This window comes from Pseudokineococcus marinus (assembly GCF_013004605.1).
Taxonomy (GTDB): domain Bacteria; phylum Actinomycetota; class Actinomycetes; order Actinomycetales; family Quadrisphaeraceae; genus Pseudokineococcus; species Pseudokineococcus marinus.
Genome location: NZ_JABEMA010000021.1, coordinates 1 through 22,496, shown reverse-complemented (window position 1 = coordinate 22,496; position 22,496 = coordinate 1). Strand labels below are relative to the sequence as shown.

Annotated in this window: 17 protein-coding genes, 1 tRNA gene and 1 pseudogene; 8 read left to right on the top strand and 11 right to left on the bottom strand. The window is 73.5% G+C overall.

Features of this window, described 5'->3' with window-relative positions:
- Nucleotides 1-227 precede the first annotated feature (227 nt).
- The 4 genes and pseudogenes from HLB09_RS03310 to HLB09_RS03295 all read right to left on the bottom strand — a co-directional run.
- Nucleotides 228-1,112, bottom strand: coding sequence for an endo alpha-1,4 polygalactosaminidase (locus HLB09_RS03310; RefSeq protein ID WP_171201983.1), 885 nt, complete (start codon nucleotides 1,110-1,112; stop codon nucleotides 228-230).
- A gap of 4 nt (nucleotides 1,113-1,116) precedes the next feature.
- The gene (mprF, locus tag HLB09_RS03305; RefSeq protein ID WP_171201982.1) at nucleotides 1,117-3,738 is read right to left on the bottom strand and encodes a bifunctional lysylphosphatidylglycerol flippase/synthetase MprF; all 2,622 of its coding nucleotides are present in this window, start codon (nucleotides 3,736-3,738) and stop codon (nucleotides 1,117-1,119) included.
- A 104-nt stretch (nucleotides 3,739-3,842) separates the two neighbouring features.
- Nucleotides 3,843-5,903, bottom strand: a complete 2,061-nt coding sequence (locus HLB09_RS03300) for a BCCT family transporter (RefSeq protein ID WP_171201981.1) — start codon at nucleotides 5,901-5,903, stop codon at nucleotides 3,843-3,845.
- 1,029 nt (nucleotides 5,904-6,932) lie between these two features.
- Nucleotides 6,933-7,615 (bottom strand): annotated as a pseudogene (locus tag HLB09_RS03295) (leucine zipper domain-containing protein); the annotation flags it as partial.
- Nucleotides 7,616-8,372: 757 nt separating this feature from the next.
- Between HLB09_RS03295 and HLB09_RS03290 the strand changes: the two are divergent.
- On the top strand, nucleotides 8,373-10,049 hold the full coding sequence (locus HLB09_RS03290; protein WP_171201980.1) for an AAA family ATPase: 1,677 nt from the start codon (nucleotides 8,373-8,375) through the stop codon (nucleotides 10,047-10,049).
- 396 nt (nucleotides 10,050-10,445) lie between these two features.
- Here HLB09_RS03290 and HLB09_RS03285 read toward each other — a convergent pair.
- A tRNA-Lys gene (locus tag HLB09_RS03285) sits at nucleotides 10,446-10,518 on the bottom strand.
- 154 nt (nucleotides 10,519-10,672) lie between these two features.
- Between HLB09_RS03285 and HLB09_RS03280 the strand changes: the two genes are divergently transcribed.
- Together HLB09_RS03280 and HLB09_RS03275 are read left to right on the top strand one after the other, a co-directional pair.
- Nucleotides 10,673-11,173, top strand: coding sequence for a macro domain-containing protein (locus HLB09_RS03280; RefSeq protein WP_171201979.1), 501 nt, complete (start codon nucleotides 10,673-10,675; stop codon nucleotides 11,171-11,173).
- Nucleotides 11,174-11,299: 126 nt separating this feature from the next.
- The gene (locus tag HLB09_RS03275) at nucleotides 11,300-12,382 is read left to right on the top strand and encodes a Gfo/Idh/MocA family protein (protein ID WP_171201978.1); all 1,083 of its coding nucleotides are present in this window, start codon (nucleotides 11,300-11,302) and stop codon (nucleotides 12,380-12,382) included.
- A 41-nt stretch (nucleotides 12,383-12,423) separates the two neighbouring features.
- Here the strand turns inward: HLB09_RS03275 and HLB09_RS03270 are convergent, their stop codons facing one another.
- Nucleotides 12,424-13,764, bottom strand: a complete 1,341-nt coding sequence (locus HLB09_RS03270; protein WP_171201977.1) for a 6-phospho-beta-glucosidase — start codon at nucleotides 13,762-13,764, stop codon at nucleotides 12,424-12,426.
- 51 nt (nucleotides 13,765-13,815) lie between these two features.
- On the opposite strand from HLB09_RS03270, the gene HLB09_RS03265 reads away from it, so the two are divergent.
- The 4 genes from HLB09_RS03265 to HLB09_RS19720 all read left to right on the top strand — a co-directional run bounded on the left by HLB09_RS03265 (nucleotide 13,816) and on the right by HLB09_RS19720 (nucleotide 18,226).
- Entirely contained in the window at nucleotides 13,816-14,985 is a 1,170-nt protein-coding gene (locus tag HLB09_RS03265) for a PfkB family carbohydrate kinase (protein WP_171201976.1), read from the top strand.
- Between the two features lie 76 nt (nucleotides 14,986-15,061).
- Entirely contained in the window at nucleotides 15,062-16,444 is a 1,383-nt protein-coding gene (locus HLB09_RS03260) for an ABC transporter substrate-binding protein (RefSeq protein WP_171201975.1), read from the top strand.
- Nucleotides 16,416-17,354: a carbohydrate ABC transporter permease gene (locus HLB09_RS03255; protein ID WP_171201974.1), complete on the top strand. Its 939-nt coding sequence runs from the start codon at nucleotides 16,416-16,418 to the stop codon at nucleotides 17,352-17,354. The genes HLB09_RS03260 and HLB09_RS03255 overlap by 29 nt, the downstream gene beginning before the upstream one ends.
- A gap of 119 nt (nucleotides 17,355-17,473) precedes the next feature.
- On the top strand, nucleotides 17,474-18,226 hold the full coding sequence (locus HLB09_RS19720; protein ID WP_344552449.1) for a carbohydrate ABC transporter permease: 753 nt from the start codon (nucleotides 17,474-17,476) through the stop codon (nucleotides 18,224-18,226).
- 44 nt (nucleotides 18,227-18,270) lie between these two features.
- On the opposite strand, the gene HLB09_RS03245 is transcribed toward HLB09_RS19720, so the two are convergent.
- Nucleotides 18,271-18,906, bottom strand: a complete 636-nt coding sequence (locus tag HLB09_RS03245; protein ID WP_171201972.1) for a Pr6Pr family membrane protein — start codon at nucleotides 18,904-18,906, stop codon at nucleotides 18,271-18,273.
- Between the two features lie 227 nt (nucleotides 18,907-19,133).
- Between HLB09_RS03245 and HLB09_RS03240 the strand changes: the two genes are divergently transcribed.
- Entirely contained in the window at nucleotides 19,134-19,343 is a 210-nt protein-coding gene (locus HLB09_RS03240; RefSeq protein ID WP_171201971.1) for a hypothetical protein, read from the top strand.
- A gap of 43 nt (nucleotides 19,344-19,386) precedes the next feature.
- Here the strand turns inward: HLB09_RS03240 and HLB09_RS03235 are convergent, their stop codons facing one another.
- The 4 genes from HLB09_RS03235 to HLB09_RS03220 are packed head-to-tail and all read right to left on the bottom strand — an operon-like array spanning nucleotide 19,387 to nucleotide 22,143.
- Complete coding sequence (locus tag HLB09_RS03235) at nucleotides 19,387-20,202, bottom strand: ABC transporter permease (protein WP_171201970.1); 816 nt, start codon at nucleotides 20,200-20,202, stop codon at nucleotides 19,387-19,389.
- On the bottom strand, nucleotides 20,199-21,149 hold the full coding sequence (locus HLB09_RS03230) for an ABC transporter ATP-binding protein (protein ID WP_171201969.1): 951 nt from the start codon (nucleotides 21,147-21,149) through the stop codon (nucleotides 20,199-20,201). The genes HLB09_RS03235 and HLB09_RS03230 overlap by 4 nt, the downstream gene beginning before the upstream one ends.
- Complete coding sequence (locus HLB09_RS03225) at nucleotides 21,146-21,490, bottom strand: transcriptional regulator (protein ID WP_212770480.1); 345 nt, start codon at nucleotides 21,488-21,490, stop codon at nucleotides 21,146-21,148. Before HLB09_RS03225 ends, HLB09_RS03230 begins: the two co-directional genes overlap by 4 nt.
- Entirely contained in the window at nucleotides 21,487-22,143 is a 657-nt protein-coding gene (locus HLB09_RS03220) for a hypothetical protein (protein ID WP_171201968.1), read from the bottom strand. The genes HLB09_RS03225 and HLB09_RS03220 overlap by 4 nt, the downstream gene beginning before the upstream one ends.
- Nucleotides 22,144-22,496 lie beyond the last annotated feature (353 nt).

Below are 22,496 nucleotides of genomic sequence, written 5' to 3'. Positions count from 1 at the left end.
CCACGGCGGTCAGCCCCGCCCGCGCGGGCGTCGAGCGGCGGCGGCCTGGGGCACGGCGTCCTCCCGGGAGGGCGAGGGGGCGGGGCGTCCCATGCTCGCACCCCCGGCGCAGCGGCTGCCGGGCCGGTGGGGCGCGCGGGTGGCGGTGCTCGTCACGGGCGTCCTCTCGTCGTCGTCGGCCGTGCCGGTGGTTCGGACCCGGGCGCCGGGCGGTTGGGTCGCGCCGGTCAGCAGTGCTCGGAGACGTGCCCGCGGGTGCCGCGGGGGACGACGTCGCGGTCCCGGAGCAGGACGGACACGCGGTCGCCACGCGCCGCGCACGCCTCGCGGAAGGGCCGCCGGCCGGTGTCGGTGTACTCGACCTCGAGGACGTGGCGCCCGTAGTGGCCCGTGTAGACGTCGCACTCGTCCCAGACCTGGCACTCCTCGGCGACGGCGAAGTCGAACCCGACCGCGCGGACCTGGCGGCGCGTCAGCTCGGCGGTGTTCTTCTGCGCCACGGCGAGGCCGGCCGCGTGGGCGCGCTGCGCCAGCAGGCCGGCGAAGGCCACCGCCTGCCCCTGCGTCAGCCGCCCTCCGGAGCGGGTGAAGGCGTCGAGGTTGTCGAGCTCGACCGCCCGGTAGCCCGCGGCGGCGCAGCCGTCGACCCAGCGCCCGACGACCCGGGCCGCCGCCGTCCGCCTCGCCGACGTCGACGTGTCGAGGAGCACCTCGCCGGGCCAGTCCGCGTCCTCGACGAGCCGCCCGCGGGCGTCGCGCAGGAGGAGGTCGGGGTGCGCGCGCCGCCACCAGGCGGTCTCGCCGGGCTGGGTCTGGAAGGCGTTGACGTAGCAGACGGAGTACACGCCGCGGACGGGCGGCGCCGTCCGGTCGCGGACGACGACGTCGACGTCGGCGGCGGGCGGGTAGGCGCCGCCGAGCTGGTAGTCGAGAACCCCGCCCGCCGGCGGGGGCGCGGGTCGGGCGGCGCTCGCGGCGGGGGAGGCCGTCGTGGCCGTCGCTGCCGGCGCCCCGCTGGGTCCGGCGCCGCAGGCGGCGAGGACGAGGGCGCCGAGGACGGCGGCGACGGTGCGCGCGCCGCGGCGTGGGGCGGCCGCGCGTCGGGAGCTCACGAGCTCATCCTCGGACGACGCCGCGCACACCGCCGCCGACGAGGGTCGCGACGTCGACCATCGCCCCCGGCAGGACGAGCCCCCGCGGGGCGGCCACGTAGCAGGGGCGCCACTGCGGGCCGAAGCCCTGCTTGAAGGCGCGCAGCCCCTGGAAGTTGTAGAGGGGCCCGCCGTGGGTCCACACGAGGTGCCCGAGCCGCTCCCAGGCGGGGGCGCCGGCGCCCGTCCGCAGCCCCGAGAGCGGGGCCGTGCCGAGGTTGAAGGCGGAGAAGCCCTGCTCCTGCGCCCAGAGGAGGCTCTCGACGAAGAGGTAGGTCATGACGGTGCTCGGCCCGTCGGGGAGGCGTCGCATGAGGTCCACCTGGACCTCCTCGCCGTCCCCGCCCACCCAGAGGGTCGCGAAGGCGATGACGCGCCCCTCCTGGCGCACCACGGCGACGGGGGAGCGGCGGACGTAGTCGTCGTCGAAGGCGCCGAGGGAGAAGCGCTTCTCGCCGCCCCGTCGCTCCGCGAGCCAGGCGTCGGAGACGGCGCGCAGCTCGGGCACGAGCGGGGCGACGTCCTCGGGCGCCACGACCTCGACCGTCATGCCGAGCCGCTGGGACTTGTTCCGGCACGTGCGCAGGTTCGTCTTCGCCTTGCCCGAGAGCGTGTAGCCCTGGAGGGGCACGACGGCCTCCTCGCCGAACTTCGTGACGGCGAGGCCGTGGGCGCGGTAGAGGTCGGCGTGGTCGTCGAGGACGCTGTAGAGGACGGGGCGACCGGCGTGCCGGTCCACCTCGGCGAGGAAGCTGCGGAGCAGCCCCGGGACGGCGGCCGGGTCGCCCACCGGGTCGCCCATGACGACCCAGCTGCGGCCCTCCACCTGGTACATGAGGAAGGCGGCCCCGCACGGGGCGAAGAAGAAGCGCTTGTCGCCGGTGAAGGCGAGCTGGGCGGCGCAGCGCCCCGAGCGGGCGACGAGGTCCTCGACGCGGGCCAGCTCGTCGTCGTCCGCGGACGGCCCGCCGGGCCGACGGCGCCGCAGGACCCAGGTGCCCGCGAGGACGACGCCGGCGACGCCCGCGACGGCGGCGAGCCGGTCGGCGGGCGGAGCGCCGGACAGGGCCGTCGCGAGCACGGGGGCGTCGACGGAGCCGGCGACCTCCTGCCAGGCGACCGCCCCGGCGACGAGGGCGGCCGCGGCCGCCGGTCGCACGAGGTCGCGCGGGCGCCAGGAGCGCGTGCCGCGGGAGAAGACCGTCCGCGCGGGCACGAGGAGCAGCGCGAGCGTCGCGGTGACGGCGCCGAGCACGACGTCGCCGTGCGTCACGGCGAGGACCGCCGTCCCCACGAGGAGCGCGAGCGCGGCGGCCCAGGCGGTGCGCAGCCGCCGGTGCAGCCCGAGCCCGAGGAGCAGCGCGGACCACCCGACGAGGCTCGTGGCCATGGCCGGCACGTCGAGGCCGCGGCTGCCGGGGAGGTCGCCGCGCACGGCCACGAAGGTGCCGGCGCCCGCGACGACGAGGGCGAGCACGGACGGCGTGAGCACGGTGGGCAGGCGTCCCGCCGTCGTGGCGGCGCCGGCCGGGCGGGACTGCTCCGCGGCCGAGGGCGCCCGCATGGCCGGCACGCGCAGCCCGGCGGCGCCGGCGACCGGCGCGTGGACGTCCGGGGTAGCGGTCGTGGGAAGGGGCGCTGTCGCGGCGCCCGTGCGGATCTCGTGGCGGACGAGGAGCACCGCGGCGAGGAGCAGCGGGAGCACGAAGTAGACGAGCCGGTAGGCGACGAGGGCCACGGCGAGGTCCGCGGGCGACGTCGTCCCGCCGAGGAGGACCACGAGCACCGTCTCGAAGACCCCGAGGCCCCCGGGCACGTTGCTCACGAGCCCGGCGACGGTCGCGACGGCGAAGGCGGCGGCGAAGGGGAGGAAGGCCATCCGGTCGTCGGCGGGCAGGAGGACGTGGAGGACGGCGGCCATCGAGAGCCACTCGAGCGTCGAGAGCACCACCTGGGTGAGCGCGAGGCGGGGCGAGGGGCGCTCGAGGCGCCAGCGGCCGCGGCCCACCGCGCGTCCGACGAGGGCCCAGACGAGGTACCCGAGCACCCCCGCGAGCAGGAGGGCGCCGAGGGCGACCACGACCGTCGGCGGCAGGCGCAGGGCCCGGGCGGCGGTCACCGGGTCGTGCAGCACGCCGGCGCCGGCGAGGACGGCGGCGCCGAGCGCCAGCGTCACGGTGTTGAGGCCGACGATGCGCGCGACGGCCGAGCGCGGCACCTGCCAGCTCGAGTACACGCGGGCGCGCAGCGCCGCGCCCACCACGGCCGAGGCGCCGAGGTTGTTGCCGAAGGCCGTGGCCACGAAGGACGCGAGACCGTAGCGGCGGTAGGGCAGCGGGTGGCCGACGTAGCGCAGCGCCAGGGTGTCGTAGCCCGTCATCGCGACGTAGGAGGCCGCGGTGGCGAGCAGGGCCGCGAGCGCCACGCCTGGCCCGAGGCCCAGGAGGTCGCGACCGAGGTCGGACCAGTCGTAGCCGCGGAACGTGCGGTGCAGCAGCGCGAGCGCCGCCGTGAGCATCCCGAGCACGAGCACGGGACCGAGCAGCCGCCGCACCGCGGCGGCCGGACGGGTGGTGGCGGAGCGCATGGTCGGGTTCTCGGCAGGTCCGGCCCCGATCTTGACCGCCCCTCCTGCCCCGCGGCCGGGCGCGGCGGTCCGCGCCCCGGCCGAGGGGCCGGGGCGCGGCGGCGTCAGGACCGACGCGCGCCCGACCTCGGTGACGTCCCGTCGGACCGCTCCGGCGGTGCCTCCTCGTGGGCCCCGTCGTGCGACCCCTCCGGCCGCTCGGCCGGCGCCGTCCCGTCGCCCGAGGGCGCCGTCGCCTCCTCGCCGTCGCGGTAGCCGTCGGCCCACTCGCCCGTGGAGAAGTCGTAGCCCACGGGCTCGCCGTCCTCGTCGTGCCGCTGGTACCACTCGGTGTACTCGGCGCTGGTGGAGTCGACGTCCGCGCCCGCCCCCCGGTCCTGCTCGCTGCGGGTGACCTGCACCGCGAAGTCGTCCCCGTAGCGCTCGATGCCGTCGGTCACGGCGTTGTCGAGCGCCGAGCGGGTGTAGCGCTGGCGCAGGGCGATGGGGTCGGTCCGCAGCTCCTTGAACCAGGCGACGACGGCCAGGAGGAGCACCAGCGCGAACGGCACGGCCGTGATGATGACGAGCTGCTGCAGGCCCTGCAGCGCCACGCCCTGGCCGAGCGTCAGCATCACCACCGCGATGCCGGCCATGACGAGGCCCCAGAAGACCACCAGCGGCCGCGGCGGGGTCTGCGAGCCGCCGGTGCTGAGCATCCCCATGACGATGGAGGCCGAGTCGGCCGCGGTGATGAAGAAGATGGCGAGGATCGCCATGGCGACGAAGGGGATCCAGCCCGCCACCGCGGGCAGGTTGTCGAGCAGGGCGAAGAGCACCTCCGGCGCCGCCATGTCGTCGGAGAAGCCGGGGGCGCCGTCCCGGTACATCGAGATGGCCGTGCCGCCCATGACCCCGTACGCGACGAAGATCAGCGCGGAGGGGATGAAGATCGTGCCGAGGAGGAACTGGCGGATGCTGCGGCCGCGGGAGATGCGCGCGATGAAGATCCCGACGAAGGGCGCCCAGGAGATCCACCAGGCCCAGTAGTAGACGGTCCACGTCGACTGGAAGGCCTGCGTCTCCTCGCCCCAGGACAGCGAGCGCCCCATGAGGTCGAAGAGGGACCCGAGGTACTCCATGATCGCCGACGGCACGAGGTTGAGCAGGAAGAGCGTGGGGCCGAGGACCACCACGACCAGGAGCATCCCGACCGTCAGCAGGATGTTGGTGTTCGACAGGTAGCGGATGCCCCGGGCGACGCCCGAGACCGCCGAGACGATGAAGCACGCCGTGAGGACGGCGATGATCGCGACGAGCACGGTGTTCGTCACCGGCCCGCTGCCGGCGACGATGCTCACGCCGGAGCCGATCTGCAGCGCGGCGATCCCGAGCGCCGCGGCGGTGCCGAAGAGCGTCGCGACGATGGCGAAGACGTCGACGAGCTTGCCCGCGACGCCGTCGGTGGCCTTCGCGCCGAACAGCGAGCGGAAGACGGACGACACGAGCAGCGGGCGCCCGCGGCGGTAGGCGACGTAGCCCACGGCCCCGCCGATGACGGCGTAGATCGCCCACGCGTGGAAGCCCCAGTGGAAGTAGGTCTGCGCGAAGGCGTAGTGCAGGGCGTCGACGGTCTCGGCGTCGTTCGTCAGCGGCGGCGGCGTGATGAAGTACGTCAGCGGCTCCGCGGGGCCCCAGAAGAGGACGGCGACGCCGAGGCCGGCCGCGAAGAGCATCGCGGTCCAGGAGAAGGTGCCGAACTCGGGCTCCTCGCCCTCCTTGCCCAGCGGGATCCTCCCGTACGGCGAAAGGGCGATGCCGAGGAGCGCCACGAGGACGACCACCGCGACGAGGTTGAACATCCAGCCGAGGTTGCCGGTGGCCCAGTCGTAGGCGGCCTGCGCGGCGCTGGCCACCGTGTCGGGCGAGGTGACGCCCCAGACGACGAAGGCGACGGTGAGGGTGCCCGCGACGGCGAGCACGAACCGCGAGACGCGGTAGCGGCGTCGCTGCTCGTCGATGCTGATCCCGGGCACGAGGGCCGGGTGGGTGTCGTGCGGGTACTTGGGCACCCGGTAGTCGAGGCTCGACAGGGCCCCCTCGGTCCGCCGCACCGACCGGCGGAGGGCGCCGCCCCTCGCCCTCGGGGCGTCGTCCGGTCGAGCGCCGTTCTCGTCTGTGGACACCTGCGTACCTCTCGTGGCCGGGCAAAGGTGCGGACAGTAGCCCTGCGCCACCGTGCGGTCTAGGGACGCGGACGAGCCGGCGGCGCCGTCGGGGGCTCGCGGCGTGGTGTCTCGACTGTCTCGCCCCGGGTGCAGTAAAAGCTTTGGAGTGACGCCTCGACGGTGACCGAAGCGGGGTAAGTCTGGTGGTGGGTGGCCTCGTACTCCATCGGTGGGACGAGGCCGATCCCGCCATGCAGGCGCCGGTAGTTCAACCACTCGACGTACCCCGCGACCGCGATCTCGAGGTCGTCGATGCTCTTCCGAGCACCCTTATTGCGGACCAGCTCGGCGTTAAAAACGAGTTGAACGTCTCCGCCGGGGCGTTGTCGTACGAGTCGCCGGTCGACCTCACCGACGCAATCGCGCCGACCTCCGCCAGGCGCTGGGTATAGCGAATGGCGAGGTATTGCCCGCCCTTGTCCGAGTGATGCACCGATCCGGTCACGTCGGCGCCGTCGAGAGAGCGGGTCTACAGCCCCATCTCCAGTGCGTCCAGGGCCAGGTCGGTGCGCAGCGACGTCGACAGCCCCAGCACCCGCCGGGAGAACACGTCGACGACGAACGCGGCGTACACCCACCGGGCGAAAGTTGGCAGTAGGTGATGTCAGCGACCCACAGCTGGTCCGGTGCGGTGCGGTGGCCGTGAACCGTCGCTGCACCGGGTCCGGGCGCGAGGCCGGGCCGTCTCGGGCACCGTGGTCCGCGGGCCCTTGGCCCGCGAGTGGCCCCACAGACACGCCGCGGCCATCGACCGCTCCATGGTGCACCCCCCGGTAGCCGCGACGAGCGTCTCAGCGTTGATGCTGAGCTCACATGCCACCCGGGGCCAAGGCGCCCAAGCTCGAGGCCGGGGCCTTGCGGACCGCCGCGAAACAGATCGCCCGCTCCCGAGCTCCTCCAGGGACTTCCTCAGTGCTGCTACGATCTTGTTTTGCTAAGTGGATTTTCCGTCGGAGCCGGTACGAGGCAGTCCATCGGCAACCGCTCGCCGTGGGCGGCAGACCACGAGGTCGCGCGGGCCAAGACCCCGACGGTGGTGGCGGAGGTCTCATCGTCGTGGATTTCGGCGTAGGCGACGCGTGAGTGGTTGTCCATTACGGTGGGCACGAACGCCGTGCCCATCAGCGGCCCGTGGTGCTTGCTGCGCGGCTCGCCGGGCGTCGCGGCTCTGTTGCGGTGGCCCTGGGCGCGTCCGGCGAAGCGCCACCCGCCGCCGTCGGGGGTGTTGCCGAGCTTCACGGGCGTCGACGTGGATCAACGCGCCCGGGTGCTCGTGCTCGTAGCGGCGGATCGGCTCACCGGTGCGGATGTCGACGTGCGAGAGCCGGTTGAGCCGGCACCGGACCAACACGGCGTGGACCGTCGAGGCCGGGGCGCCCGTCTTCGCGCTGATCGCCAGCGGCGACAGTCGCTGCTTCCATCGCAGGTGCACGATCCGGCGGACCAGGTGCGGCGGTGTGCGGTGGGGGCTGCGGTGCGGGCGCGAGGAGCGGTCTTCTATGCCCGCCAGGCCCATCTCGGCGTAGCGGACCGCCCACCGCTTGGCGGTCGTCCAGGCCACGTGGAAGTGCTTGGCGGCCCGGGCGACGGGCCACCCGTCCTCGACGACCAGACGCCCGAGCTCGGCCTGGACGGACCCTGGGGGTCAGGGCCGCATTAGCGTGGGACACGAGGACCTCCTGGTCGTGGTGCGGAACCTTCAGCAGTCCCACTCCACACCGGGAGGTCCTCGCTCACGTCACGACGCGCTCACACGCTGACGTCGCACTCACCCGACCAACCTCTCTGGGCAGTACAGCTAGCGCTTCGCACAACGGTGATCCACCTGCACCTACCATGCACGCCGTCATGAACCGTGCAGTGGCGGTACGCTCACCACCGCTACGGCCGACAGGGAGGATGTGTGGGACTCACACCTGCTGAGACCTCCTTACTGCGAGTCAGTAAGGCTTCGAAAAAGCTCCTGACCGGGTTCATCGAGGGCGTCCATCTCACTACCTCTACGGGACGAAGCCTCGACGACCTGAAGCATCAGGTATGCGCTGATAGGCTACAGCTTTCTGCGCATTTTCTCGACGCTGGTAACAAATTGGTCCGAACGCGACCGCCGCAATACCGAAGCGCGGTAAGTCGCTTCTACTACTCGATGTATCACGCAATGCGAGCGGCGGTCTACTTTGTCCACGGCGGCGACGATAATGAGCAGCATTCAGTCTTGCCAGGGCACACGCCTAGCGATTTTACGAACGCCAACGTTTGGCAGAACAACTTGAAAGACGCCCGCGGTCTTAGAAATGAGGCCGACTATGATCCTTACCCAATGGCGCACAAGGACTTCAGGGCGGCGGCGTTGATGCTGCAGGTTAATGCGAATAACTTGCTGTCTCTGACTCGAACCTATCTTAGGGGCAAGGGGTGCATGCACGTATGAGCTTCGCCGATCCTCAAGTGGCCCCCCAGTTCATCCGGCAGCAGTTCCAGGACCGAGCGGGCGTTGAAGTCCTCGAAATCTCGACCCGCGCCTATCCTGACGAGCTGAACTATATTGTATTCGTTGCGGAGGCCGACGTCGCAGCAGGCGCCGTCATCGGCAACGAGCTGGACGACGAGCTAGCCAGAAGTGGCTCTCGAGCCTTCGTCATCGTGCGCAAGGCCCCTGAAAGCCTGGTCGCTGAGGCGGCAGGAAAGCCAGTCAAGCTCGGTGTGCATGATCCCCGCGCCAATGATCTGCTGCGTCTAATCAGTGCGCGCTCTCGCGTTTCAATCGCCCAGCCGAGCCTTGCGTACGTCAAGGATGCTCAGGCCAACCTGTCGGTCGTCACCGCGGCACGGCATCACTTGATCTTTGGCCGACGAGGGGCAGGGAAGACCGCGCTATTGGTCGAAGCTCGTCGGCAAGCTGAGGAGGAAGGATCGCTCACGTGTTGGAGTAACATTCAAAGCCTCAGGCAGGAGACGCCTCACCGCGTCGTTCTGTATGTCCTCGAAGAGCTATTGGCGACCCTTGTCAGTCGCCAGAGGCACGTCCGTGCCGAATCGGTAGTCGCGACCGACGCGGCAGCGCTTTTCGAGACGGTCCGTAACATGCTCGCGTCTCGAACGACTCACCCGGAAGACGTCACGGCTTTAGTGCCGCGTGTGCAGCGAGCTCTGCGCCGATACCTGGACACTGAAGGCACGCGCTTTTACATCTACCTCGACGACTTCTACTATATTGCTCGAGATTTACAGCCACTCGTTCTCGACATGCTCCATGGGTGTGTGCGTGACTGCGATGCATGGCTGAAAGTGGCCTCGATTCGACACCTCACTCGTTGGTTCCAGTCATCCCCACCTCTGGGTCTCCAAACCATTCACGACGCGGAACTTATTGACCTTGACGTAACTCTGCAGGAGCCAAAAAGGGCTAAGCAATTCCTCGAGAGCGTGCTGTTGCAGTACGCAAAGCGTGTCGGAGTTGCCCGGCTGGCTTCCATCTTCAGCGGCGAAGCCTTGGATCGTCTGGTTTTGGCTTCCGGTGCCGTCCCTCGTGACTATTTGGTGTTGGCCTCGAGTGCAATTCTAAAGGCGCAAGGCAGGGCCAAGGCGCGCTTGGTGGGTGTGCAAAATGTCAATCAGGCAGCTGGCGACGCCGCCGGCGCCAAGCTGCAAGAACTCGAAGATGACATGGCCTCCAACGTCGACACGGCGGAGAAAACCCTTGCCGCGTTGAAGATTGTGCGCGAATTTTGCCTGGATGAGCGGGCGCACACATATTTTCTTGTGAGCTACCGCGACAAGGAAAACGCCCCTGCCACATACAACCTGTTGACTGACCTTATGGACTTGCGCCTCATCCACCTCATTGATTCGGGTGTGTCGGAGGCGCATGCGGCTGGTCAGCGGTCCGAAGCATTCATGTTGGACCTCAGTCAGTATTCCGGTGCGCGCTTGAAGCAGCGCATTCACATGCTTGACTTCTCTGGTGGCCGAATGATCTCACGACTCACGCACACTTCCGAGCCTCCGCGGGTGGGGGACACTCCACGCCAAGTGATCGCCATCTTGCGCACCGCCCCGCGGCTGGAATTGAGCAGGCTGGATGGAGTATTGACTGAGGCGTGAGGCGTAGTGCTTTTTCGGAGAAGCGTCATTCGCAGAGAGCGCGACTGCCTGCAGTCGCGCTCAACTGAGCTGAGACGCCGTGACGGAACAGAGAAAGTCGTCACAGCTTCCGAAAGTTCTGGCGGTGGGGGACGGCTTCTTCAAGATTGTGCGCATGAGTGGCCGCGTCTGCGTGCATTTTCGTTCTCATCGACTCCAGGTTGCAAGGACTTCAGCAGGGGCGACGGCGTCTGGATGACTAGCCACTCGGCGGCGGAGGTCGTGGCGCTGAGGGTGGCCGCGAACTTGTGCGACCGAAAGGTCCCCGTCATGGCAAGGTCGCTTCCTTGTCGTCGTCAGTTGCCGTCAGATCGGGCGCTTGTCGGTGTCAATGAACCTATACGTAGGTCGGAGCGGTGGGCCCCGTGGGGCTCGAACCCACAACCCGCGGATTAAAAGTCCGCTGCTCTGCCAGTTGAGCTAGAGGCCCGGCCCGCCGGGACGGCGAGGCGGGGCAACCGTACGCGGAGGCCGGCGCCGCGCGGCGGGTCCGGCCGGAGGTGGCGGCACGAGGACGGCTTCTACGCCGTCCTCGTGCAGCCACCTCCGGTGGCCGTCGGGCGGTGGGGAGCCACCATGGCGGCGTGCGCATCGAGGTGGTCGAGGGGGACGTCACGCAGCAGCCGGTGGACGCCGTCGTCACGGCGGCGAACCAGTCGCTCAAGGGCGGGGGCGGGGTCGACGCCGCTGTCCACCGCGCGGCGGGCCCGGAGCTCGTGCGCGCGTCGCGGGCGCTGGCGCCCTGCCCGACCGGGTCGGCCGCCGTCACGCCTGCCTTCGACCTCGCGCCGGTGCGGTGGGTCGTCCACGCCGTCGGGCCGCGCTACCGCGGCCGGCCGCAGGACGCCGAGCTGCTCGCCTCGGCCTACACCTCCTCCCTGGCGCGCGCCGACGAGGTGGGGGCGCGCTCGGTCGCCTTCCCGTCGATCTCGACCGGCGTCTACGGCTACCCGGACGAGGAGGCGGCGCGCGTCTCCGTCGCCGCGCTGCGCGGGGCGACGAGCGACGTCGAGCGGGTGGTCCTCGTGGCGCGCGGCCACCGGATGGCCGGCCTCTGGCGGCGGGCGCTCGACGGGACGGCCTGAAGCGCGCTCGTCGGGCCGGGGCGGGGATGCGCTTTCCCGACGGCGCGTGCGCGGACTAGCCTCGCCGTGATCACGGCCGGGCGGCGCGACGAGGCGCCGCCCCCGCCCCACCCGGAGAGGAGCGCCATGACCGCGAGCGACGGGGGCACCTACGCCCCGCAGGCCGTCCACGCCCCGGTCGTCGGGCCGGGGGAGTTCCCCGTCGCGGCCGTCGGCCTGGACCACGGGCACGTCTACGGGATGTGCGAGGGGCTCGTGGTAGCAGGAGCCACGGTGTCGTGGGTCTACGACCCCGACCCGGCGAAGGTCGAGGCCTTCCGCCGTCGCTTCCCCGAGGCGCGCGCGGCCCGCGAGGAGGCCGAGGTCCTCGGCGACGACGCCGTCCGCCTCGTCGCCGGGGCCGCCGTCCCCGCCGACCGGTGCGCCCTCGGCGTCCGGGTCATGGACGCCGGGAAGGACTACTTCACCGACAAGGCGCCGCTGACGACGCTCGAGCAGCTCGCCGAGGCGGAGGCCGCCGTCGAGCGCACGGGGCGCAAGTACGCCGTCTACTACTCCGAGCGCGTCCACGTCGAGACGGCCGTCCTCGCGGGGCAGCTCGTCGAGTCCGGGGCGATCGGCCGCGTGCTGCAGGTCATCGGCACCGGCCCGCACCGCCTGTCCGCCGCGACCCGCCCCGAATGGTTCTTCGACAAGAGCCGCTACGGCGGCATCCTCACCGACATCGGCTCGCACCAGGTCGAGCAGGTCCTCCACTACACGGGGGCCGACGACGCGACGGTCGTGCGCAGCCACGTCGCCAACCACGCGCACCCCGAGCACCCCGGGCTCGACGACTTCGGCGAGGCGATGCTCGTCACGAGCACGGGCGCGACCGGGTACTTCCGCTGCGACTGGTTCACCCCCGACGGCCTGCAGACGTGGGGCGACGGGCGCAGCCTGGTCCTCGGGACCGAGGGCTTCATCGAGCAGCGCAAGTACATGAACATCGGCACGCAGGACGGCCCGGGACACCTGTTCCTCGCGAACGGCGAGGGGGAGCGGCACGTCCGGGTGCGGGGCGAGGTGGGCTACCCCTTCTTCGGGCAGCTCGTGCGCGACTGCCTCGACCGGACCGAGACGGCCATGACGCAGGCGCACGCCTTCAAGGCCGCCGAGCTGGCGGTGCGGGCGCAGCTCGGCGCCGTCGACCTCGTGCCGCGGGGCTGACCCGGCCCGCCACCGGACCTCCGACCAGGGCGGCGGTGCCCTCAGTCGAGCGCCCGCCCCACCTCGGGGATCGCCGTGCGGTAGCCGTCGACGAGGCGGCGCGCGACGGCGACGGAGTCGACGAGCGGGTGCGCGGCGAAGGCCCGCCAGGCCAGCTCGCGCGAGCGGGTGAGGGAGGCCTCGAGCAGCAGCTGCTCGGAGGCCTTCACCTGCTGGACGAGCCCGAGCATGTCGCCGGCGAGCGGCGCCACGGGGTGAGGGTGCACGCCGTCCGCGTCCACCGTGCACGGGACCTCGACGACGGCGTCGTCCGGCAGCCCGGGCAGGGCGCCGTCGTTCCCGACGTCGAGGACCATCGTCGCCGGGCGGCCGGTGACGAGCGCGGCCATGAGGTCGAGAGCCACCCGCTGGTAGCCGCCGCCGGTGACGTCCTCGGCGCGGCGCTCCTCGTCCGCGCCGCGCGACTCGGCCATGTAGCCGGCCTCGCGCGCCGCGTGCACCTGCTCCCAGGTCTCGAGCGCGCGCTCGGGGTGCGCGGCGGCGCGGGCGTAGAAGTCGCCCTGCTGGGCGTCGAGGACCTGCCCGCGCGTCTGCGTCGCGGTGCGGAGCGTCTCCGTCGCCTCGCGCGGGAAGGAGTAGTAGTAGAGGTACTCGTTCGGCAGGGCGCCGGTGGCGCGCACCCAGTCCGGGCCGAGGAGGCGCGCCTCCTCCACCGCGTCGAGGGCGTCGTCGTCGGCCAGCAGGGCGGGCAGCCGGTCCTCGCCGTCGACCCGCAGCGAGCGCAGCCAGCCGAGGTGGTTGAGCCCGGCGTAGTCGAAGGACACGTCCGCCCCGGGCGGCGCGCCCACGGCGCGGACGGCCTTGCGCACGAGCCCGATGGGGGTGTCGCAGATGCCGACGACGCGCTCGCCGAGCACGGCGCGCATGGCCTCGGTGACGACGCCGGCGGGGTTGGTGAAGCTGATCGTCCAGGCGTCGGGGGCGACCGCGCGGACGCGCTCGGCGAGGTGGCGCGCGTGCGGCAGCGTCCGCAGGGCGTACGACAGGCCGCCGGGGCCGACCGTCTCCTGGCCGAGGACGCCGAGGTCGAGGGCCACCCGCTCGTCGAGCACCCGGCCGGCGGTGCCGCCCACGCGCATGGCGGAGAAGACGAAGTCCGCGCCCCGGAGCCCCTCGTCGAGGTCGCTGCCGACGCTCACGCGCGGGGGGTGGGGCAGGCGCTGCGCCAGCTGGTCGAGCACCGACCGCATGACCCCGAGCCGCTCGGGGGAGGGGTCGAGCAGGTGCACCTCGTCGACCCGCACCGCGGCGTCCGCGGCGCCGACGGCCTCGACGACCTGGGGCACGCGGAAGCCGCCCCCACCGACCAGCACGAGCTTCATGCCCCCGATCCTGCCCGCCGCGCGACGGCCGACGAGCAGGAGGAGGCGCGCATGACCCCCGCCGGTCCTCCCCGCCACGACCCGCTGCGGCCCGCGCGCCCGGAGGGGGGCGACGCCGCGCAGGCCCCCCTCGACGTCTTCCTCTCCGGCCAGCTCTTCTTCGACATGGTCTTCACCGGCCTCGAGGCGGCGCCGGCGCCCGGCACCGAGGTGTGGACCACGGGCATGGGCTCGCTGCCCGGCGGCATCGCCAACCTGGCCGTGGCCACGAGCCGGCTCGGCCTGCGCACGGGCCTGGCCGCCGGCTTCGGCGACGACGTCTACGGACGCTTCTGCTGGCAGGTGCTCCACGAGCAGGAGGGAGTCGACCTCTCGCGCTCGCGCGTCTTCCCCGGCTGGCACTCGGCCGTCACCGTCTCGATGGCGCACGACGGCGACCGCAGCATGGTCACCCACGGGCACCCGCTGCCGGTGCCACCGGCCGACCTCGTGGGCTCACCGCCGCCGCGCTCGCGCGCCGTCATCACCGAGCTCGCGCTGCCACACGACGCGGACCCGGCGGCCCGCACGTCCGACGAGGCCCCCGACGGCGCGGCCGACGCGCCGTGGTGGCTCGCGGCCCGCGACCAGGGCGCCGCCGTCTTCGCCGACGTCGGGTGGGACCCGAGCGGCGCGTGGGACCCGGCGGTGCTGGAGCGGCTGGGCAGCTGCCACGCCTTCCTGCCCAACGAGGTCGAGGCCATGGCCTACACCCGCACCCCGACCCCCGAGCGGGCGCTCGCCGCCCTGGCCGAGCGGGTGCCGCTGGCCGTCGTGACGTGCGGCGCCGACGGCGCGATGGCGGTCGACGCGACGACGGGGGAGTCCGCGCGCGTGCCCGGCGTCGCCGTCGAGGCCGTCGACCCGACGGGCGCCGGCGACGTCTTCGGCGCGTCCGTCGTCCTCGGCACGCTGGCGGGCTGGCCGCTGGAGGAGCGGCTCGCCTTCGCCGCGCTGTGCGCCTCCCTCGCCGTCCAGCAGTTCGGGGGCTCGCTCGCGGCGCCCGGCTGGGGCGACATCGCCGACTGGTGGGCCGCGACGACGACGCGGGCCCGCGCGGGGGACCCGCGGGGGGAGGAGCTCGAGCGGCGGTACGGCTTCCTCGCCGACCTGCTGCCGACCGACCCGGTGGGCGCCGTGCGGCGCGCGGAGGCCACCTTCGCGCTGGCGTCGGACCTCTGAGGCAGGCTCCCCCCACGGGCGCGTCGCAGCTCTCGCGCCACGGCACCCAGCAGCAGCCACGACAGGAGGACCGGCGATGGCATCGACGAGGAGCGCGGCGGGGAGGTCGCTCGCCCGCGCCGTCGGGCTCGGGGCCGCCGCGGCCCTGGCGCTGACGGCGTGCGCCCCCGGGTCCGGCAGCGACGACGGCGGGGCGCCGCCGCAGCCCACCGGACCGGTCTCGACCGACGTGGCCGGCGCGGGCGACGTGACGCTGACGGTGTGGGACCAGGAGGTCCGCGGCGGGCAGGACGAGCAGATCACCCAGCTCAACGCCGCCTTCGAGGAGGCGTACCCGAACGTCACCGTCGAGCGGGTGTCGCAGTCCTTCGACGACCTCGCGACGACGCTGCGTCTGGCCCTCACCGGGGAGGACGCCCCCGACGTCGTCCAGACGAACAACGCCCGCGCGACCATGGGCCAGTTCGTCGCCGCCGGCCAGCTCGTGCCGCTCGACGCCTACGCCGACGCGTACGGCTGGCGCGACCGCTACCCCGAGAGCGTGCTGCAGTACTCGACCTACTCCGAGGACGGCACGGTCTTCGGCGAGGGCTCCCTCTACGGGCTGCCGCAGGTCGGCGAGGTCGTCGGCGTCTACTACAGCCGCAGCGCGCTCGACGAGCTCGGCCTCGAGGTGCCGCAGACGTGGAGCGACCTGGAGGCCGCCCTGCAGACGGCGGCCGACGCGGGGCGCACGCCGCTGCTCCTCGGCAACATCGAGGGCTGGCCCGCGGGGCACGTCTTCGGCGCCGTGCAGGGGGCGCACGTGGACCCGCAGGAGATCCAGGCCCTCGGCCTGGGCAACGCGGGCGCCAGCTGGACGACGCCGGAGAACCTCGAGGCGCTCGGCCAGCTGCAGCAGTGGCAGGAGCAGGGCTGGTTCAACGAGGGCGTCAACGGCACCAACTACGACGCCGCGTGGCAGCAGCTCGCCGACGGGCAGGGCGTCTTCCTCGTCGCGGGCTCGTGGCTCGCGCCCGACCTGCAGGACGCCATGGGCGAGGACGCGGGCTTCTTCGCGCCGCCGCCCGCCGACGGCGGCGAGCTCGCCACGACCGGTGGCACCGGCATCCCGTTCTCCATCACGACGGCGGCCGAGGAGCCCGACGTCGCGGCCGCCTACATCGACTTCCTCACGAGCGACGACGCCATGCAGGTGCTCGCCGACACGGGCAACCTGCCCGTCGTCGACACGGCCTCCTACGCGCCGGAGAGCGGTCTGCTCGCCGACGTCTACACGGCCTTCGACGACGTGAGCTCGCAGGGCGCGCTGCTGCCCTACCTCGACTACGCGACGCCGACCTTCGGCGAGACGCTCAACCAGACGCTGCAGGGGCTGCTGGCCGGCGAGCTCACCCCCGAGCAGGCGGCGGACGCGCTCGAAGCCGACTATGCCGACTTCACCTCCAGCGGCGGCTGAGGCCGTCGCCCCGGCGAGCGCGGCGTCCGCCCCCGTGCGGGGGCGGGCGCCGCGCGGGCGGGCGACGCCGTACCTCTTCCTCGCCCCGGCGCTCGCCGTCTACGGCGCCTTCCTGCTCTACCCGCTGCTGCGGGCCGTGCAGTTCTCCTTCTACGACTTCGACGGGCTCACCGTCGGCACGCCGGTCGGCCTCGCGAACTACGCCGCCGTCCTCACCGACGCGGGCCTGCGAGCGGCGTTCGGCCACGCGCTCGTCCTCGTCGTCTTCTTCTCGCTGCTGCCGCTGCTCGTCGGCCTCGTGCTCGCCGCGTTGCTCGTGCGGGCCCGCGTGCGGGGGCTGCCGCTCTTCCGCACCGTCGTCTTCCTGCCGCAGGTCATCGCGATGGTCGTCGTCGCCGTCGCGTGGCGGCGGATCTACGCGCCCGACGGCACGCTCAACGACCTCCTGCGCGCCGTCGGCCTCGACGCGCTGACGCGCACCTGGCTCGGCGACTACGCGACGGCGCTGCCTGCCGTCGGCCTCATCGGCACGTGGGTCTCCACCGGGCTCGTCACCGTGCTCCTCATGGCCGGCATGGCGCGGGTGCCGAAGGAGCTCTACGAGGCGGCCTCCCTCGACGGCGCGAGCCCGGCGCGCCAGCTGCGCGCGCTCACGCTGCCCGCGATCCGGCCCGAGATCGCCGTCGCGCTGACCCTGACGATCATCTCGGCGCTGAAGACCTTCGACCTCGTCTACGTCACCACCGGCGGCGGTCCGGGGACGTCGACGACGGTGCCGAGCTACGAGGTCTACCGCCGCGCCTTCGAGCTCGGCGAGGTCGGCGCGGCCGCCGCGGTCGGCGTCGTGCTCACCGTCCTCGTCTTCGCCGTCAACCTCGTCGTCAACCGCGTCGCGGACCGGCAGCGGTGAGCGCCGCGACGGCGGCCCGCCGGCGGGGCGAGGGGCCCGAGACCGGGCCGGCGCGGGGTCCCTCGCGCGGCTCGGCCGCGCACCGCGCCGTCAGCTACGTCGTCCTCGTCGGCTTCGCCCTGCTGGCGCTCGGCCCCGTCGTGACGGTGGTCGCCGAGGCGCTGAGCCCCGAGCGGGCCGCGGACGGCGCGGGGCTGCGCCCGCAGAACTTCGCCGACGCCTGGGTGCAGGGCCGCTTCGGGGACTACATGGCGACGTCCGCGCTCGTCGCCGTCGTCGTCGTCGTGGCGGCGACGCTGCTGTCGATCATGAGCGGCTACGCCTTCGGCACCATGGAGTTCCGCGGCCGCGAGGTGCTCTTCTACCTCTTCCTGCTCGGGATCATGGTGCCGACCGAGGTCGTCGTCGTCCCGCTCTTCTTCGACCTGCGCACGCTCGGGCTCACCGACACCGTCTGGGGCATCGCCCTGCCGCAGGTGGCGCAGTCGGTCGCCTTCGGCACCTACTGGATGCGGGCGTACTTCCGGACGACGAACCGCTCGCTCATCGAGGCGGCGCGCCTCGACGGCGCCGGCCCCCACCGGGTGCTGTGGTCGGTGCTCGTGCCGATCGGGCGGCCCGCCATCACCACGCTCGTGCTGCTCGTCTTCATGTGGACGTGGAACGAGTTCCTCATCCCGCTGGTCATGGCCCCGGCCGGGCAGCTGCGCACGGCGCCGCTGGGCCTGGCCCTCTTCCAGGGCCAGTACACGCAGGGGACCTCGCTGCTCGCCGCGGGCGCCGTGCTCGTGGCGCTGCCCGTCGTCGTCGTCTACCTGGTGCTCCAGCGGCACTTCATCCGCGGGATGCTCGAGGGCGCCGTCCGGGAGTGAGGGGCCTCACGGGTGCGGGGCCCAGCGGTCCAGGGATCCAGGGCTCAGCCCTGCGGGGCGGGTGAGCGCCGGCGGGCGACCGCCCGGTCCCCGGCCACGGCGGCGACCGCGAGGACGCCCAGCAGCAGCGCGACCAGCGCGACGCCCACGGCCGCCCCGCCCGCGCCGACCTCGGTGACGTCGAGGAAGGTGTAGGGGTACCAGTCCGTGACGGCGCCGTGGGCGAAGGTCCACACGAGCCAGACCACCGGGTAGACGAGCGCGCGCAGGGCGGCGCCGACGTCGGCGAGCCCCCGCGGGGTGGCGAGGAGCCAGCCGACGAGCGCCAGCGCGGGCACGACGTAGTGCAGGCCGGTGTCGAGCACGAGGTCGATCCCCGTGAGGCCCTGCTGGCGCAGCTCGACGTGGTAGATGACGCCGACGACGACGATGCACAGCGGCGCGCCGAGCCGCAGCGCCCGCCACCACGGGCCCGTCCGGTCCGGGCGGGCCGCCACCAGCAGGCCGAGGACGGCGACGAGGGCGTTGGTGTCGATGGTGAAGTAGCTGAGGGAGCGCACGACGCGGGTCCCCACCTCGGGCGCCCCCGACGTCGCCGCGAGCGCCACCTGCAGCACCACGCAGACCGCGGCGACCACGCCCGTCAGGCCCCACCACGCGCGCTGCCCCTCGTCGCTCACGGGCGCGACGCTACGGGGGCGCGGGGCCGCGGGCGTGGCGACGGGCGGGGCCGGGGCGCCCCGCCGGGCCGTCGGAGCGGGGTCTCAGGCTGCTCGCGTGTGGGGCTCCTCGCGCGGGGGGACTGCAGGACGGGCGCCCTCGTGCCGATGACGGAGGGGTCGCCGGCGGCACCCGCCGCCCGGCCCGCTCCGCCACCAGCCCTCCGCCAGCCCCCGAAGGACCCGCCATGACCAGCAGCACCCTCCACGTCGTCCGCACCGCTCGGGTGCCCGCCCAGCGCACCGCCGCGCCCGTGCAGCGCTCCTGCTACCTGCCGCACTGCGGCGCCCCGGCCGAGCTGCGCGTCGTCGTCAGCGGCATGGACTGGTACCGCTGCACCGGCTGCGGCGTCGAGTACCCCGAGATCGCCTACAGCCAGCGCCCCGCCGGCGCCTGACGCGCACCAGGGGTGGCGGCAGGCCGCCCCGGGCGCCTCGCCGTCAGCGGAAGCGCCGCCCCTCGTCGCGCCGGTAGGCGCGGACGGCCAGGACGGCGGTGAGCAGCGCCCACGCCGCGAGGACGGGCCAGGTCGTGCCCGGCAGGTCGGCGCCCGTCGTCGCGCTGACGACGAGGTCGCGGCCCGCCCGCGTCGGCAGCCACGTGCTGACGGCGTCCAGCCAGCCGGGGAACATCTGCGGCGGCAGGAAGAGCCCGCCGCCGAACGCCAGCGGCAGCAGCAGCACCTGCGCGACGGCGAGGGCCGCCTTCGTCGACATGCCGTAGCCGATCCACAGCCCGAGCCCGAGCATCGGCAGGGCCGCGACCGCGAGGGCGCCCGCCGTGAGCACCAGGCGGTCCGCGGGCAGCGCGGCGGCGGTCAGCAGCCACGCCACGACGACGAGCGGCACGAGGCTCACGAGCGCGAACGCCAGCCCGTTGAGCAGGCGACCCGCCAGTCGCGGGCCCGCGCCCACCGGCAGGGTCCGCAGGTAGGAGTCCCAGGGGAGGGCGCGGTCCTCGGCCACGCCGACGCCGTAGGTGAACAGGCACACGCTCATGACGGCGAAGAGCGAGATCTGCGCCGTCGCCGCCGTCGCCTGCGCGGGGTCGTCGGCGAAGGGCTGCGGGACGACGAAGAAGAGCATCGTCAGCGTCGGGAAGACCACCGTTCCGATGACGGCGATGGGCACCCGGACCGTCTCGAGCAGCTGGGCGCGCGTGTGCAGCGCTGTGAGGCGCAGGCCGCCGGTGCGCCCGCCGCCCGTGCGGGCGGGGGTGACGTCGCTCGGCGTCGCCGTCGTGGGGGTCGGGCTCATCGCGCCACCTCGGGGGTGCTCGTCGTGGGCGTGCTCGTGCCAGGGACGCCTGTCGCGGACCGGCTCCCCGACCGGTCGTCGGCGGCGGCCGTCACCGCGAGGAAGGCCTCCTCGAGCGACGCGGAGGCCACCTCGAGGTCGGCGAAGGGAGCGCCCGAGCCGACGAGCCGGCGGACGAGCGCGTCGGCGTCGCTCGTCCACAGCTCGTGCCGGTCGCCGTCGACGAGCGCGCGGTCGGCGCCGAGGTCCGGCAGCGCCGCGGCGCGCACGCGCACCCGGCGGGCCGGCACGGCCGAGCGGACCTCCTCGAGCGAGCCGTCGACGAGCACGCGGCCGCGGTCGACGACGACGACGCGCTCGGCCAGGGCCTCCACCTCCTCGAGGTAGTGGCTCGTCAGCACGACCGTCCCGCCGTCGCGGTGGTAGGCGCGCACGGCGTCCCACAGGTCGTGGCGGGCGTCGACGTCCAGGCCCGTCGTGGGCTCGTCGAGGAGCGCGAGGCGCGGCCGCCCGACGAAGGCGAGCGCCACGGCCAGCCGCCGCTTCTGCCCGCCCGACAGGCCCCCGGTCTGCCGGCGGGCGAGGTCACCGAGGCCGAAGCGCTCGAGCACCTCCGCCGTCGGCACCGGGTCGGGGAAGTGGCCGGCGACGACGTCGACGACCTCGCGCACGCGCAGCGTCGGCGGCAGGCCGGTCTCCTGGGGCGTCATCCCGAGGCCGGCCCGCGCCGCGGGCTCCCAGGGCGGGCGGCCGAAGAGCTCGACGACGCCGGACGTCGGTCGGCGCAGGCCGCTGACGAGCTGCAGCAGGGTCGACTTGCCCGCCCCGTTGGGGCCGAGGAGACCGAGCAGCTGCCCGGCGGGGACGTCGAGCGTGACGCCGTCCAGCGCCGTCACGTCGCCGTAGCGGCGGGTCGCCCCGGCGAGGCGGACCAGCGGGGCGCTCACGCGGCGCCCTCCGACCGACCGGCCGCCGCACGGGCGGTGACGGGCTCGAGGAGCGCGCGCAGGGCGGCCGTGTGGTCCTCCAGCGCCTGGCGGCCGCGGCGGGTCAGCTGCACGTAGGTCGTCGGCGTGCGGCCGCGGTGGGTCTTCTCGACGGTGACGTAGCCGGCGTCCTCGAGCTTGCGCAGGTGGGCGCCGAGGTTGCCCGCGGTGAGCCCCTGCAGCTGCTGCAGCCGGGGGAAGGCGATGCGGTCGCCGTCGTCGAGCGCGGCGAGGGCGGCCACGAGGCGCAGGCGCGCGGGGGCGTGGATGACCGGGTCGAGGTCGGGCAGGGGGTCGTTCACGCCGGCGCCCCGGCACGGGGGCCGCGGGCCGCGACGACGAGCGCGGCGACGAGGAAGCCGCCCCCGCCGAGCAGGCCCATGACGAGGTGGTTGCTCGGGTGGCCGGCGAGCGCCCCGACGGCGCTCGACAGCAGGATCCAGACGCCGAGGGAGTACTGGGCGCGGTCCTGCCACATGGCCCCGCCGCCCAGGTAGAGCAGGCCGACGACGAGCCCGGACACGGCGGGGCCGAGGACCCCGAGCACGTCGGGCGACGCGCCGGCGCCGGCGGCCGACGCCATGACGGAGGCCATGCAGCCGAAGCCGAGCAGCCACGCCCACCCGTACATGGCGCCCTGCGTGCTCGAGGCGCCGCGCACCCCGGCCGTGCGGCGGGCGATGTGGACGCCCGTGACGACGACGGCGGCCACGAGCAGGCCCGCGAAGACGACGCCGCCCGCGGCCGGCGGCAGCGCGAGCGGGCCCCGGCCCGTCGTCGAGCCCCACAGCACGAGGAAGCCCACGAGCCAGGCGACGCCCCAGGTGCCGTAGAGCAGTCTGAGGTCGGGGACCAGCCGCTGCTGCGTCCTCGTGCGCTCGGCGTCGAGGAGGGCCAGCGCCTCCCGCGGGTCGAGACCCGCGTCGTCCTGGTCGTGCTGCGTCGTCGTGCCCATCGGGGTCCCCCAGAGTGGTCTGCGGTGCAGAGCGGGTGCGTGCTTCGTAGCGCAGAGCGGTCTGCGCCCGCAAGACCCCGGGGGATGCCGCTCTCTGACGGCGATGTGCGGCCATGTCGCCCCTCCCGCGCGCCACCACACGGCGACATGGCCGCACGTCGACCGGAGGGGCGTGTGGACGGGGCGACGTGGCCACACGTCGCCCTGGGGGCGGGGTGGGGCGGGGCGACATGGCCGCACGTCGCCCCGGAGGGGCGTGGGTGCGGCGGGTCAGCCGAAGAGGTCGAGCTGGTCCTCGCCCGGGTCCTTGCGGGCGCGGGCGAGGCCGCGGGCGCCGAGGGGCTCGCGCGGCG